Origin of the sequence: Kribbella sp., assembly GCF_035655035.1 — a bacterium.
Taxonomy (GTDB): Bacteria; Actinomycetota; Actinomycetes; order Propionibacteriales; family Kribbellaceae; genus Kribbella.
In genome coordinates, this window is the sequence record NZ_DASRVN010000685.1 from 1 (window position 1) to 14,391 (window position 14,391).

Annotated in this window: 13 protein-coding genes and 1 pseudogene; 8 read left to right on the plus strand and 6 right to left on the minus strand. The window is 69.2% G+C overall.

Annotation, left to right across the window (positions count from 1 at the left end; genetic code table 11):
- Positions 1-714: APC family permease (locus VFF46_RS35725; RefSeq protein WP_325041678.1), on the minus strand; the 714-nt coding region annotated here is incomplete at its 3' end.
- Positions 715-881: 167 nt separating this feature from the next.
- Here VFF46_RS35725 and VFF46_RS35730 point away from each other — a divergent pair.
- Genes VFF46_RS35730 through VFF46_RS35740 form a run of 3 tightly spaced genes read left to right on the plus strand, consistent with a single transcriptional unit; the run spans position 882 to position 4,020 of the window.
- Positions 882-1,988 (plus strand): sugar ABC transporter substrate-binding protein, encoded by a 1,107-nt coding sequence (locus tag VFF46_RS35730; protein WP_325041680.1) that lies wholly within the window; start codon positions 882-884, stop codon positions 1,986-1,988.
- Positions 1,985-2,743, plus strand: a complete 759-nt coding sequence (locus tag VFF46_RS35735) for an ATP-binding cassette domain-containing protein (RefSeq protein WP_325041681.1) — start codon at positions 1,985-1,987, stop codon at positions 2,741-2,743. The genes VFF46_RS35730 and VFF46_RS35735 overlap by 4 nt, the downstream gene beginning before the upstream one ends.
- Positions 2,740-4,020 (plus strand): sugar ABC transporter permease, encoded by a 1,281-nt coding sequence (locus VFF46_RS35740; protein WP_325041682.1) that lies wholly within the window; start codon positions 2,740-2,742, stop codon positions 4,018-4,020. The genes VFF46_RS35735 and VFF46_RS35740 overlap by 4 nt, the downstream gene beginning before the upstream one ends.
- On the opposite strand, the gene VFF46_RS35745 is transcribed toward VFF46_RS35740, so the two are convergent.
- From VFF46_RS35745 to VFF46_RS35755, 3 genes are all read right to left on the minus strand, one after another.
- Complete coding sequence (locus VFF46_RS35745; protein WP_325041683.1) at positions 4,021-4,371, minus strand: response regulator; 351 nt, start codon at positions 4,369-4,371, stop codon at positions 4,021-4,023.
- A 50-nt stretch (positions 4,372-4,421) separates the two neighbouring features.
- Positions 4,422-5,801, minus strand: coding sequence for a CHASE3 domain-containing protein (locus VFF46_RS35750; protein WP_325041684.1), 1,380 nt, complete (start codon positions 5,799-5,801; stop codon positions 4,422-4,424).
- 105 nt (positions 5,802-5,906) lie between these two features.
- The gene (locus VFF46_RS35755) at positions 5,907-6,998 is read right to left on the minus strand and encodes an alpha/beta hydrolase (protein ID WP_325041685.1); all 1,092 of its coding nucleotides are present in this window, start codon (positions 6,996-6,998) and stop codon (positions 5,907-5,909) included.
- A gap of 169 nt (positions 6,999-7,167) precedes the next feature.
- Here VFF46_RS35755 and pafA point away from each other — a divergent pair, with 169 nt between their 5' ends.
- From pafA to VFF46_RS35770, 3 genes are all read left to right on the plus strand, one after another.
- Positions 7,168-8,529: a Pup--protein ligase gene (gene pafA / locus VFF46_RS35760; RefSeq protein ID WP_141852932.1), complete on the plus strand. Its 1,362-nt coding sequence runs from the start codon at positions 7,168-7,170 to the stop codon at positions 8,527-8,529.
- A 114-nt stretch (positions 8,530-8,643) separates the two neighbouring features.
- Positions 8,644-9,909, plus strand: a complete 1,266-nt coding sequence (locus tag VFF46_RS35765; RefSeq protein WP_325041686.1) for a GNAT family N-acetyltransferase — start codon at positions 8,644-8,646, stop codon at positions 9,907-9,909.
- 143 nt (positions 9,910-10,052) lie between these two features.
- Complete coding sequence (locus tag VFF46_RS35770) at positions 10,053-11,027, plus strand: FKBP-type peptidyl-prolyl cis-trans isomerase (RefSeq protein WP_325041687.1); 975 nt, start codon at positions 10,053-10,055, stop codon at positions 11,025-11,027.
- Positions 11,028-11,213: 186 nt separating this feature from the next.
- Here the strand turns inward: VFF46_RS35770 and VFF46_RS35775 are convergent, their stop codons facing one another.
- Together VFF46_RS35775 and VFF46_RS35780 are read right to left on the minus strand one after the other, a co-directional pair.
- Positions 11,214-11,711, minus strand: coding sequence for a hypothetical protein (locus tag VFF46_RS35775; protein WP_325041688.1), 498 nt, complete (start codon positions 11,709-11,711; stop codon positions 11,214-11,216).
- Between the two features lie 76 nt (positions 11,712-11,787).
- Positions 11,788-12,870: a DUF3866 family protein gene (locus tag VFF46_RS35780; RefSeq protein ID WP_325041689.1), complete on the minus strand. Its 1,083-nt coding sequence runs from the start codon at positions 12,868-12,870 to the stop codon at positions 11,788-11,790.
- A gap of 86 nt (positions 12,871-12,956) precedes the next feature.
- On the opposite strand from VFF46_RS35780, the gene VFF46_RS35785 reads away from it, so the two are divergent.
- Both VFF46_RS35785 and VFF46_RS35790 read left to right on the plus strand, forming a co-directional pair.
- Positions 12,957-13,913 (plus strand): helix-turn-helix transcriptional regulator, encoded by a 957-nt coding sequence (locus VFF46_RS35785; RefSeq protein WP_325041690.1) that lies wholly within the window; start codon positions 12,957-12,959, stop codon positions 13,911-13,913.
- Positions 13,910-14,391, plus strand: a pseudogene (locus VFF46_RS35790) (WYL domain-containing protein); the annotation flags it as partial. The gene VFF46_RS35785 and the pseudogene VFF46_RS35790, both read left to right, overlap by 4 nt.

A 14,391-nucleotide genomic window follows, 5' to 3' on the forward strand; every position in this document is an offset into this window, starting at 1 on the left:
GGCCAGTTGGTCGGCCTGTTCGAAACCGAGCAGCGCGAAGATGATGCCGCTGGTCGAGACCGCCGACAGGATGCCCTTCGCCCCACCCGGGTTGAAGCCGTCGGCGGCGGTGAAGTTGCTGCCGTGGAACTGCGCGATCGCGAGCACGAAGATGGTGAGCAGCGGGATGCCGACCTTCCACCAGGTCGCGACGCTGTTGGTCCGGGCGAGCAGCCGGATGCTGAGGAAGTTGATCGCGGTGACCGCGGCCATCAGCAGCACGGCGACCACGATTCCGGGTCCGGTGAGGATGTGCTCGCCGGCGCTGGTCCGCTCCCAGCCCTTCGCGAACGAGTAGTGGGTGCCGTAGGTGATCATCGCGAGCACCTCGATCGGCGCCACGGTGGCCGCCTGCAGCCAGGAGAACCAGCCGAACGACGCACCGGCCGCGCCACCGAAGGCGTAGTGCGGGAACCGCGCCGTACCGCCGGAGACCGGGTACATGCCGCCGAGTTCGGCGTGGGTCAGCGCCAGGATGAGGATCGCGACCCCGCCGATCACCCAGGAGATGATCGCCGCGGGGCCGGCGGTCGCCAGCGCGCCCTGGGCGCCGAACAGCCAGCCGGAACCGATGATCGACCCCTCGGACGCCCAGATCAGGCCGACGAAACCGATTTCTCGTCGCAGTCCGGGCCGGTTCCGCTCCGTCGAGGGATGCGCAATGGAAGTGGCCATAACCGCACCATCGCCCCGGTCGGCGAGCGGTGCAGTAACGCTGGCTGGAGATCAGCCCCCCTGCTAGCAGGTACGGCGGTGTTCCGGCCTGCAGCAAGGACGCGGCGGCGTACCGGACCGCATGCTGGCGGGAAGAGAACCCTGCGGCGATCATGAAGGACGCACCGATGCGAACATCATCCAGAGCTGTCGCGCTGACCGGGACCACGGTGGTACTGCTGGCCGGTCTTGTTGCTTGTGGCAACAGCAACAACAACTCGTCGAACGGCGGCAGTTCCGCGCCGCCGGCGAACGCCAAGGTCGGCGTGCTGCTGCCGGACACCGCGACCTCGCCCCGCTGGGTCTCGGCGGACCCGAACGAACTGCGCAAGCAGTGTAGCGACAACAAGCTGACCTGCTACATCGACAACGCCAACGGCAGCGCGACGAACATGGAGTCGCAGGCCCAGGCGCTGATCAACAAGGGCGTCGGCGTGCTGCTGGTGACGAACCTGGACTCCGGGTCCGGCAAGGCGATCGAGTCGCTGGCCAAGCAGCACAACGTGGTCACGATCGACTACGACCGGCTGACGGCCGGTGGCAGCGCGGCGTACTACGTCTCGTTCGACGGCGTGAAGGTCGGCCAGGACCAGGGCACGGCGCTGACCGCCTGTCCGCAGGTCGCCGGGAAGAGCGCGGTCGGGTACGTCGAGATCGACGGCGCGCCGACCGACAACAACGCGACGCTGTTCGCGGAGGGCTACAACTCGGTGCTGTCCAAGCAGAAGGGCTGGACGAAGCTCGGCGACCAGACCGGCAATTGGGACCCGGCGACCGCGCAGGCGGTGTTCACCACGATGCTCGGCAAGAACCCGAACCTGGGCGCGGTGATGGTCGCCAACGACACCATGGCGCAGTCGGTGATCAACGTGCTGAAGTCGCAGAACCTGTCTGGCAAGGTGGCGGTATCCGGTCAGGACGCGACCGCGGGCGGCCTGGACAACGTGATGGCGGGCACGCAGTGCTTCACGATCTACAAGCCGGTCGCCGGTGAGGCGGATGTCGCGATCAAGCTGGCAGGTCAGATCCTGGGCGGTCAGAAGCCGACTGCTCCGGCCACGATCAAGGACCCGGCGAGCGGCCGGATGGTCCCGTCGTACCTGGCGTCGCCGACCATCATCACGAAGAAGAACGTGGCGCTGCCGGTGACCGACGGGTACGTGCCGGCGAAGTCGGTCTGCCCGACGGCCGCGCTGGTCAAGCTCTGCACCGAGAACGGGATCCACACCTCGTGAGGACCCTGGAACTGCACGGCATCGGCAAGTCGTTCGGCCCGGTGCGGGCGCTGACGTCGGTGGACTTCGGCGCCGAGGCCGGGGAGGTGACCGCGCTGGTGGGGGACAACGGCGCGGGCAAGTCGACGCTGGTGAAGTGCATCGGCGGCATCTACCGGATCGACGACGGGGAGATCCTGGTCGACGGTACGGCGCAGCAGCTGCACGAGCCGCGGGACGCCGCGCACCTCGGGATCGAGATCGTCCACCAGGACCTGGCGCTCTGCGACAACCTCGATGTCGTGGGCAACATGTTCCTCGGCCGCGAGCGGATCGGCCGGCTGCACACGCTCGACGAGAACTCGATGGAGCAGCTGGCCACCGAGACGCTGGCGTCGCTGTCGGTCCGGACGGTGCGGTCGGTCCGGCAGAAGGTGGCCAGCCTGTCCGGTGGTCAGCGGCAGACGGTCGCGATCGCGAAGTCGGTGCTGTGGAGCTCGAAGATCGTGATCCTGGACGAGCCGACCGCGGCCCTCGGCGTCGCGCAGACCGAGCAGGTGCTGGAGCTGGTACGGCGGCTCGCGGACCGCGGCGTCGCCGTCGTACTGGTGTCGCACAACATGAACGACGTGATGCAGGTGGCGGACTCGATCGCGGTGCTGTTCCTGGGCCGGATGGCGACCCAGGTACGGCGGTCCGAGGTGACGCAGACGCAGGTTGTCGAGCTGATCACGTCCGGACGATCGGGCGACCTGGGACTGGCGGGAGCCGTATGAACACGACCGTTGCCGACGACACGCAACGGCACGGAAAGACGCCTCGGCACCGGGAGGCGGCCGCGCTGAGCGCCTATCTGCGTGACTACCTCGCCCGGCTGCGCGGCGGCGAGCTCGGATCCGCGCCGGCGATCGTCGGGCTGATCGTGATCACGGCGTTCTTCGCGATCGTCCACCAGGGGTTCCTGAGCGCGTACAACCTGGAGGCGCTGGTGATCCAGGCCGCGCCGATCATCGTGATGGCGATGGGCCTGGTGTTCGTGCTGCTGCTCGGCGAGATCGACCTGTCCGCCGGGACCACCGGCGGCCTGTGTTCGGCGATCACCGCGGTGCTGATGCTGCGGCACGGCTGGTACTGGTGGCTGGCGATCCTGGCCGGTCTCGCGGTCGGGCTGGCGATCGGGTTCGTGATGGGCTGGTTGCGGGCGCGGGCCGGGATCCCGTCGTTCGTGATCACGCTGGCGACGTTCCTGGCGTTCCAGGGCCTGACGTTGATCCTGATCGGCGGCCAGGGCTCGGTGACGCTGCCGGCCGGTACGCCGTTGATCTCGTTGGAGAACAGCTTCGTCCCGCTGTGGCTGGGCTGGGTCCTGCTGGGCGTGTTCGTGCTCGGGTACGCCGCGGTGAAGCTGACCGATGCGCAGTCGCGGCGGCGCAACGGGCTGTCGGCGACGCCGGTCGTGGTGATCGTGGCGAAGGTGGTCGGCGTGGCCCTGCTCGGCGTTGTGTTCACGTACGAGATGGGCATCAACCGGAACCTGATCAGCAACGCGTTCTTCAGCAGCAAGGCGCAGGGCGAACCGTGGGTCGTCGTGCTGCTGGCGGTGCTGTTCGTGGTGTGGCACTTCACCCTCAGCCGGACCCGGTACGGGCGGCACGTGTACGCCGTCGGCGGCAACGAGGAGGCGTCCCGGCGGGGCGGCGTCGCGGTCTCCCGGATCCGGATCTCGGTATTCGTGATCTGCTCCGGGATGGCGGCGGTCTCCGGCCTGGTGGCGGCGTCGCTGCTGCAGTCGGTGCAGTCGAACGCGGGTGCCGGCAACACGCTGCTGCTGGCGGTCGGCGCCGCGGTGATCGGCGGTACGTCGTTGTTCGGCGGCCGCGGGCGGATGATCGACGCGGTCCTCGGCGGTCTCGTGGTGGCGGTGATCATCAACGGGATGAGCGACCTGATCCAGGGCTCGAACTCGTCCGGGTACGAGTGGGTCGTAACCGGTGCCGTCCTGCTGCTGGCAGCCGGCTTCGACGCCGTCGTACGCCGCGGCAAGACCGCATGATCAGCGGTTGAGCAGGCGGCGGATAGCTCCGGCTGAGAGGCTGGTCTTGGCGACGAATCCGATCGCCGGGCTGGCCGCAATCAGGTCGGCGTAGTCCTGCTCGGCGTGGCTGGAGATCAGGATCATCGGCACCGACTCACCGGCCGCGCGCAGCCGGGTGATCAGTTCGAACCCGCTCTCGCCGCCGAGGTCGATGTCGACCAGGACGACGTCCGGCCGGACTTGCCCGATCAGTACCGCGGCCTCGGCGGTCGTGGTCGCCGTACCGACGACCACGACGCCCTGGCGGACCAGCAGTCCCCGGGCCGCGTCCAGGAAGCGCCGGCTGTCGTCGACGATCACGCACCGCATGGCACCAGCATCGCAGCGTCGGCGCACCGGTCGCATTCCTGCTGCCTGTACTACAGCGGCAGCGTGACGGACAGCGTAGTGCCTTTACCTGAAGGGCTTTCGACTTTCAGCGTGCCGTCGAGGGTCGCGATCCGGTCGGCCAGCCCGACCAGGCCGGAACCCTTCGCCGGATCCGCCCCGCCGCGGCCGTCGTCGCGGACCGAGAGCCGCAGCCGGTTGTGATCGAGCCGTACGTCGACCACCGCGGCGGACGCGTCCGCGTGCTTGGCGGCGTTGGTGAGCGCCTCGCAAACCACGTAGTACGCGGCGGCCTCGACCGGTTCGGGGAGCCGGGCCGGTACGTCCATCGTGACCTCGACCGGGAGCGTCGACCGGCGGGCCAGCATCCGGACCGCCGGCGCGATCCCGCCCTGGGTGAGGATCGCCGGATGGATGCCGCGGGCAATCTCCCGGAGCTCGTCCAGGGCCGCGGTCAGACCGTTGGCCACCCCATCAAGTTCGCGGGTCGCGCTGTCCGCCTGCAGGCCGCGGATGTCGAGGGTGAGCGAGACCAGCCGCTGCTGGATGCCGTCGTGCAGGTCGCGCTCGATCCGCCGCCGGGTCTCGTCCGCGGACCGGACGATCCGGGCCCGGGACGCGGCCAGGTCGGAGCTCGCCCGGCCGAGCGAGGCGGCCATCGTGTTGAAGGTCCGCTCGAGGGTGTGGATCTCGCCGACGCCGGTCTCCGGCACGCGGACCGCGAGGTCGCCCGCGGCCAGCCGGTTCGCCATCTCGGCGGTCACCCGGACCGGCCGGACGATCGCGCGGGTCAGGTAGATCGTGAACCCGAGGACCAGGACCACCGAACCGGCCAGCCCTTCCGTCGCGGCGACGACCGCACGGTCGGCGATGGTGTCCGTCTGCTGCTGTTGGGTCGTGGACAGCTGCTGCTCGGAGGTGATCAGCGCGTCGAGTACCGAACGGATCGCGGTGACCCGCTGGGTACCTTCGGCAATGGCTGTCGCGGTCCGCGCCGAGTCCGGGTCCTTCTGGGCGTCCTCGATCTGCGGAAGCGAGTAGTTCTGCAGGAACGACGTGATGCTCTGTCCGGCCTGCTGCGCCCGGGCGAGCTCGGCAGGGCTGCCGGCCACCAGTTGCTGCAGTGCCTTGGTCTGTGCGGGCAGGGCCTCGGCTGCCTGTTCCCATGGCTGCAAGAACTTCTTCTGACCTGTTATGACAAAGTCGCGCTGCCCTGTGGCCAGGTCAGAGACCAGCCGATCCACCTGGTGTGCGCTTGTCAGTACTGCGGCGGTGTGCTGCGCCTGGTGCTCCGACGTACGCAGGCCTTGCACAGACACCAGCAGTACGGCGAAACCGGAGCCGACCAGCACCATGAGCAGTCCGCTGGCGATCACCACCCGTCCGGCGACGCCGGGGTAGTGCCGGGCCATCAGCGACCGCGTTCCTGGCGGATCACGTCCGCAATTGCCACTCGGGTCCGGGTCACGCTCTACCCCTTGGTCGCCTGGTGACTCCAGTGTCACCAGCCACTCAAGTCACTCTCCGTAGAGCAGTGCATCCCTTCTGTGCTTGATGTGTTGGTCGAAGAATCCTCGGACCAGTCGCCGTACTTCGGGAACGCCGCAGGAGGAGGTGCCGATCAGCTTGGCGCGTGCGGCTGCGGTCATCAGGCCGGCTGTCTGCAGTTGGGGTGCGAGCGCGGCGTAGTCCGTCCAGATCCAGTGGTTGGCGTCGGACAGCTGCACTCGGCGTACGGGACCGCCTTGGGACATCACAGCCGACCAGGTGCGGTCGAAGCGAGCGTCACGGAACCCGTCGGTACCTGCGAGCAGCAAGGGCTTCTTGGCGATCGGGTAGAGCTCACCGTCCAGGGTGTCGAGGTAGCCCTCCAGGTTGATGGCTGCGCGGACCTTCGGATGCGCCAACGACACAGCGGCAGTGGCCCCGCCGGCCGAGTGCCCGTACACACCTACGGGCCCTTCCAGCTGGTCCAGTACGAACCGCATGTCCGCGAAGCGCGTGTTCATCATCAACCGTGACTGCACCGGGTCCGTCTGTACGGCAGGGCTGATCTCAATGACCCGCAGCCGCCCGTCCGGGAACACGACCTCGCTGGCCTCGCCAGGGTGGTCCATCGTGATCACGACGTACCCATGGCTGGCCAGGTCCTCGGCCAGCGACGTACCGACGGTCCGCGGGTCCGCACCGGCCGGGCTGTAGAGCAGGGTCGGCCATCGGCCGGGCAGGGCGGGTGCGTTGATGTAGGAGTGGGTCAGCGTTGCTGCCCAGTCCACACCACTCGTGGGAAGCTCCGGGTGCAGCAGACCGGCGTCCAACTGCTTGAACACCTCAGCAGCCGCAGGTGCGAGCTGCGGGGCGCGCTGATACCCACGTACGACGGCTGCCGGGTAGAAGACCGTCAGCGCGATCTCACGAGTAGGGGCCCCGTCCCACGGATCAGAGCGTGTCCGGTCGGTCAGGGCACGCGTCGCCGTACCAACAGGCCACGGCCCGGTCGGAGCGGGAAGGCGCAGGGTGCGGTCGGTGACTGCGGACGCCGCCTGCACCCCGCCCAACACGGAGGCGGCGGACGCGGCAGCGGCGGTAAGGAAGGCACGTCGTCTCATGCCCCGACGCTCCCAGCCGCCCCCGCCGGCGTCAGCTCGTTCGCAGGCATCTCCACCCCAACTTCCAGCCCCGGGTGGAGAGCTCACCGGGCATCAAAGGGGTAACGGGGCGCGACGGCGCGCCTGAGACAGGGCACGGTTGTCGGAGGGGCGCCGTAGTGTGGGTGATGTGAACCGGCGAATCTTCGGTCTCGAGAACGAGTACGGCGTCACCTGTACGTTCCGGGGGCAGCGGCGACTGACCCCGGACGAGGTCGCGCGGTACCTCTTCCGGCGCGTCGTGTCCTGGGGACGGAGCAGCAACGTCTTCCTCCGCAACGGCGCCCGGTTGTACCTGGACGTGGGCTCGCACCCGGAGTACGCCACCGGCGAGTGCGACTCGGTCACCGACCTGATCGCGCACGACAAGGCCGGTGAGCGGATCCTCGAGGGCCTGCTGGTGGACGCGCAGAAGCGGCTGCACGACGAGGGCATCTTCGGCGACGTCTACCTGTTCAAGAACAACACCGACTCGGCAGGCAACAGCTACGGCTGCCACGAGAACTACCTGGTCAGCCGGCACGGCGACTTCGCCAAGCTCGCCGACGTGCTGATCCCGTTCCTGGTCACCCGCCAGCTGATCTGCGGCGCCGGCAAGGTGCTGCAGACGCCGCGCGGCGCGGTGTACTCGGTGTCCCAGCGCGCCGAGCACATCTGGGAAGGGGTGTCCAGTGCGACCACCCGGTCCCGGCCGATCATCAACACCCGCGACGAGCCGCACGCGGACGCCGAGCGGTTCCGCCGGCTGCACGTGATCGTCGGCGACTCGAACATGTCCGAGACCACGATGCTGCTCAAGGTGGCCAGCACCGACCTGGTGCTGCGGATGATCGAGGCCGGCATCGTGATGCGCGACCTGACCCTGGACAACCCGATCCGGGCGATCCGCGAGATCAGCCACGACATGACCGGCCGCCGCGAGGTCCGGCTGGCGAACGGCCGCGAGGCGTCGGCGCTGGACATCCAGATGGAGTACCTGACCAAGGCGCGCGACTTCGTCGACCGCCGCGAGCTGGGCACCCCGGCCGTCGAGCGGGCGCTGTCGCTGTGGGAGCGGACGCTGAAGGCGATCGAGTCCGGCGACCTGTCCGGGATCGAGCGCGAGATCGACTGGGTGATCAAGTACCGGCTGATCGAGCGCTACCGCTCGCAGAACAACCTCGGCCTGGCCAGCCCGCGGGTCGCGCAGCTCGACCTGGCGTACCACGACATCCACCGGCCGCGCGGGCTGTACTACTTGCTCGAGCGCAAGGGCGCGGTCACCCGGGTCGTCGACGACCTGCGGGTGTTCGAGGCCAAGTCGGTGCCGCCGCAGACCACCCGGGCGCGGCTGCGCGGCGAGTTCATCAAGCGCGCGCAGGAACGCCGCCGCGACTTCACCGTCGACTGGGTCCACCTGAAGCTGAACGACCAGGCGCAACGGACGGTCCTCTGCAAAGACCCCTTCAAGTCCCACGACGAAAGAGTCGAAAAGCTCATCGCCAGCATGTAAGGGAAGAAAGATGTGCGGGGCGCCCACGACGGGCGAGTAGAGAAGCTCATCGCCAGCATGTAGGGCCGAGCTAAATGAAGTGCTAGGTCGTTGTGTGCTGCTTAGAAAGGGCGCATGACGATCGAGATCCGGCCGGTGACACCTGCTGAGACACCGGAGTACCTGCGTGTGCTGCCGTACGTGAACGGGTTTCCGCAGGAGGAGCCGGAGCCTTCGGCCTGGTACGCCGGTAGCGCCGCTTGGCCGCCGCAGGTCCCGAAGACTGATGCTGACGTGCAGCGGTACGCCGAGGAGTTGCAGGCGGACTGGTTCCGCCCGCAGGCCGCGTTCGTGGACGGGAAGATCGCCGGTGGATCGGCGATCGTCTCCGTCCAGCTGACCGTCCCCGGCGGCCGGCAGGTCGCGCTCGGCGGCGTCACGTCCACGGCCGTGCTGCCGACGTACCGGCGGCGTGGGCTGCTACGGAAGATCATGGCGGCGATGCTGGACGACTGCCGGGCGCGGGGCGAGTTCCTGGCCGGCTTGAGCGCCAGCGAGGGGACCATCTACGGGCGGTACGGGTTCTCCCCGGCCACGTTCCAGCACCGCTGGGAGGTCCGGCGTACCGACGCTGCGTTCCGGGACGACTCCCACGACCCCGGTGCGCTCGACCTGGTCGACGCTGCGACGGCCGCTGACGTGTGGCCGGTGCTGCACGAGCAGGTGCGGGCTGAGCGCGTAGGAGAGATCAGCCCGTTGCCAGGTAAGTGGTCTGGACTGGACACGCTCCCGGCAGACGGCTCGGGCCTGGCACACCACCTCGTACACCACAATGCATCCGGTGCAGTCGACGGTGCTGCCCTCTTCCGGCTGCCGTGGTCGCCGGATCCGGCGCAGGCCGGCGTACTGCAGGTGGAAGCGTTCGAAGCGCTGACGGCCGACGCTTACCGAGCGCTGTGGGGCCTGTTGCTCGACTTCGACCTGACCAAGCGGGTAGTAGCCGCCCGCAGGCCCGTGGACGAACCGTTGCGGTGGATGCTGAACAACCCGCGGGCGCTCAAGCTCACCCGTACCCGGGACAACCTCTGGCTGCGGATCCTCGACGTACCGGCCGCGCTGGAGGCACGGACATACGCCGCCATGGACGCGTTGGTACTCGAAGTAGAGGCAGCACGGTGGCTGCTGGACGCGGGGCCGGACGGGGCTACGTGTACGGCCACCGACCGAGCCGCGGACCTGACCCTCGGCGTGAACGAGCTGGGGTCGTTGTACCTCGGCGGCGTACGCGCAAGTGAGTTCGCCTACTCGCACCGTGTCAGCGAGCACACACGGGGAGCCGTGTCCCGGCTGGACGCGTTGCTGCGACCGGATCGCGCCCCGCACAACGCCGTGGGTTTCTGAGCGTTGTGACTGTGCGTGGTGTGACGCAAAGGTGACTCGGGCGGCCGGCCGTCCGGTTGAATCCGCAGGTTAGGGTGGTCGGCGTCGTTGACCGGAGGCAAGCGGCGCACATCGGCGCCGGGATGGTTCGAGGTGCTGGTTTCGTGCGCAAGCTGTTGAGTCTGGTCGTTGTCGCGACGCTGGGGGCTTCCCTGGTGGCGTGCGGATCAGGCAGCAAGAAGAACGAATTCGATGCCGCCGGGGTCAAGGTGACGTCGGACTTCGGGCAGAAGCCGACCATCACGCACCGCCAGGGCGACCCGGAGAAGCAACTGGTCACCGAGGTCCTCAAGGAGGGCGACGGCCCGGTGGTGAAGAAGGGCGAGCTGCTCACCGCGAACTACCTGGGACAGATCTGGCGGGACGGCAAGGTCTTCGACAACTCCTACGACCGCGGCGCGCCGTCGTCGTTCCCGATCGGGGTCGGCGGCGTGATCAGCGGCTGGGACGAGGGTCTGGTCGGCAAGAAGATCGGCAGCCGGGTGCTGCTCTCGATCCCGTCCGACAAGGGCTACAAGTCCGCGGGCAACTCGCAGGCCGGCATCAAGGGCGACGACACGCTGATCTTCGTCGTCGACCTGGTCGGCGCGGCCGCCAACGACACCCCGCTGAACGGCGCACCGGTGACTCCGTCGTCGCCGACCAAGGTCAGCGTCACCGGCCCGCTGAACGCCGAGCCGAAGGTCACCGTCGCGCCGGGCACCAAGCCGCCGGCGAAGCCGGGCAAGCCGATCGTGTTCGCGCTGGGCAAGGGTAAGCCGATCGAGAAGTCGAGCCAGCTGATCGGGCGCTACGTGGTGTACGACTACACCGGCAAGAAGCAGGCCAGCACCTGGGACCCGCAGCCTGCCACCGCGCAGAGTGCCGCCCAGCCGGCCGCGCCGACCGACCAGCTCCAGGTCGGCCCCGGGCCGAACGGTCAGACCGGCGCCCTGGACGGCCTCGCCGGCGTTCCGATCGGTAGCCGCGTCCTGGTCGAGCTCCCGGCGTCCAAGGACCAGGCCGGTAAGACGGTGAACGCCTTCGCCGTGATCGACATCCTGAACGCCTTCCCAGCCCCGAAGCAGACAGGCCAGTAAAGTCCACCGGCCTTCGGCCGGGTTGGGTGTGGGCCTTCCGGGCCCCGAAGCAGACCGGGCAGTAAAGTGCACCGGCCTTCGGCCGGGTTGGGTGTGGGCCTTCCGGGCCCCGAAGCAGACGGGCCAGTAGACCCTGCAAGTAGCCGAAGGACCGGTTCCCACTGCGGGAGCTGGTCCTTCCGCGTTTCAGCGGGTGCGGCGGACGGTGCGGTGGCTGAACCAGCGGTTCGCGTCGGGCTGGAAGCTGAGCAGGATCGCGGTGATCACGGCGGTGATGTGAACGCACCGGATCGCGCTGAACGCGATGAACGAGGCGGTCCAGTGCAGCGTCCCGAAGTCGCCGTTGTGCAGCAGCCAGCCGATCGGCCCGACCACCAGCGACGCCATGCCGACGGTCCCGAGCAGACCGGTGAGCAGCCAGCGGGACCAGCCGACGCCGTGGCGGAAGTAGCGGTCGACGACGACGAACAGGCCGCCGTACACGATCGCCCGGAACGCGATCTGCATCACCAGGCCGAGCAGCGAGGTGCCGTCGGCGATCGCGCCCGCGGCACCGAGGACGGACTCGGCGACACCGGCACCGACGGCGGTGAGCCACAGGATGGTCGCGCCGCGGACGGCGAGCGGCGGCTGGGGCCGGGCGACGTCGTGGATCGTGAGGTTGCGGTGCTTGGTGCTGTTCATACCACCACTGTCGCGGCGCACCGCCTTCCGATCAGGAGTGCTGCGACCCCAGCCCAGGTAGAGCTGGGCCCACCGTTCAGCTGAGTGCGGGCACGTCCACCAGCCCGGCAGCGTGGCGCCCGGCAGCGGCAGCGGCTTCGAAGTACGCGCGGTCCTCGTCGAGACCGCGGCCCATCGTCGACAGCTTCACGGGGGCGCCCCGCATCGCGTCGTACAGCCCGTCGACTCCTACGCGCACTACGTGATGCTTGGCCTTGAGGGGCTCGGCTGCGTCGCGTACTGCGTCGCCGAAGTCACCAGCCAGATCCGGTACGACGACGTCGGCCGGCTGGAGCGCTACCCGGCCGTACGCGGTCAGGCTGTGATGAGAGATGCCACGGTGGCGCGGACGCGGGTCCGCCTCGGAGATGCGGAGTGAAGCGACCGCCCGGCCCCCCAGGGTGCCGACGGCATTCACGGCCTCGCCGGACTGCACACCAGAGAAGCCCCAGCGCGTACCTGTCCCCAGATTGCCCGGGCCTTGCGTGATGACGACCAGCTCGGCTGCTAGCACGTGTACGGCGGTCAGCAGCCCGGTGTGGACTGTTACGGCTTCACGGTCCCCGCCGTACGCCTGACCGACGGTCACGGTGCCGCTGAGCCAGCCGGCGTCCCGTAGCGCCGCGACACTCCGCGAGAACGCCAGGGGGAGCGCACCGCCGTCCGTCATCACGTAAACGACCCGTGTGGTGGGCCGAGCCTCGTACACGCCCGCCAGTACGGCCGGCAGCGCGGAGTGCAGGTCTGCGACGACTACCGGCGTACCGAAGAGGTCGTCGGCGTCCCGTAGTACTGCGTGGTCGGGGGAGTCCTGCTCGTCCGCTCCCATCACCATGGCCTGCAGCGGCGTGTAGCGGGCCTTGACCAGGTGCCCGTGCTCCGGCGGGTCCGCAGGCAGCCTGTCCGGTACGGCGACCACCAGGGCGTACCCACCCGTCCCCAGACCGCGGTCCAGCGCGCCTACGTTCAGCAGCACGCGGTCGCCGGCGACCGGCGTACCAACCAGCTCCGGGTAGGCCAACGCGCGCACAGCCTGTTCGCCAACTGTCACAGTCAGCTCGAGCGCCCCGGCCCAGCTCCGCCCGACCTGAGCCACCACACCGTCCCGCCACCGAATCACACGGAGACACTAGCGGGTCGAAGAGGTGTTCGAAGTTCCGGTGTGAAAAGGCGGGTTTTGGCCGCCGGAGGCCGTAAGGTGGTCGGGTGTCGGCGCGGAAGAGTGAGCGGCTGCTCAACGTGGTCATCTGCCTGCTGGTCGCGCGCACGTACGTGACCAAGGAGCGGATCCGCGAGGTCGTCGAGGGCTACGCGGGGCAGACCGACGACGCGTTCGAGAAGATGTTCGAGCGGGACAAGGACGAGCTGCGCGAGCTCGGCATCCCGATCGAGATGGGCACGATCGACAAGTTCTTCTCCGACGACGTCGGGTACCGGATCCGCCGCGACGTGTTCGAGCTGCCCGAGGTGCACCTGGAGCCGGACGAGGCCGCCGTGCTCGGGGTCGCGGCGCGGGTCTGGCAGCACGCCGGCCTGTCCGAGGCGACCACGTCTGCCGTGCTGAAGCTGAAGGCGGCCGGCATCCAGACCGACCAGTCGGCGCTGAGCGCGATCGAGCCGCACGTCGGCGCGTCCGAGCCGGCGTTCGACCCGCTCTGGGCGGCCGTGGTGGCGCGGCAGGCAGTCCGGTTCGAGCACCTGCGCAGCGGTGCCTCCGAGCCGACCACCCGGACGCTGGAGCCGTGGGGGATCGTCTCCTGGCACGGCCGGTGGTACGTCGTCGGGCGGGACCGCGACCGGCAGGCGACCCGGATGTTCCGGCTGTCGCGGATCGGTGGCGCCGTGAAGACGGTGGGGGAGCCCGGCGCGTTCACCGTGCCGGAGGGGACGGACCTGCGGTCGCTGGTGACCGAGCTGGCCCCGCCGCGGCCGACGTCCGAGGCGAAGGTGCGGGCGCGGACCGGGTCGTGCGTGAGCCTGCGGCGCCGCGCGAACGCCATCGAGCCGTACGAGGAGGGCTGGGACCTGCTGCACGTCCCGTACGCCGACTCGTCGGTGCTGGCCGAGGAGATCGCCTCGTACGGGACGGACGCGGTCGTCGAGGGCCCGGGCGACGTACTGGACGGCGTGCTGTGGCGGCTGCGGACGGTGGCAGGCGCATGAGCAATGCACGTGATCAGGTGCAGCGGCTGCTGGCGCTGGTGCCGTACTTACAGGAGAACGACGGTGCGCGGGTCGACGACGTCGCCAAGGAGTTCGGCGTCCGGCCGAAGCAGATCATCGCGGACCTGAAGGTGCTCTGGTTCTGCGGGCTGCCCGGTGCGCAGATGGGCGACCTGATCGAGATCGACATCGAGGCGGCCGAGGGTGACGGCGTCATCCACATCAACAACGCGGACTACCTGGCCCGCCCGCTGCGGCTGGCCGCGGCCGAGGCGCTCGCGCTGCTGACCGCGCTCCGGACGCTCCGCGAGGTGACCGCCGGCCCGGACCGGGACGCCGTCGACCGCGCGATCGCGAAGCTGGAACGCGCCGCCGGTGAGGCTGCCGCCGCGAGCGAGGGCGCCGCGGCGCACGTCCACGTCGAGCCGGCCGCGCCGGAGATCGCCGAGACGGTCAACCGCGGCCTGGCGACCAAGCG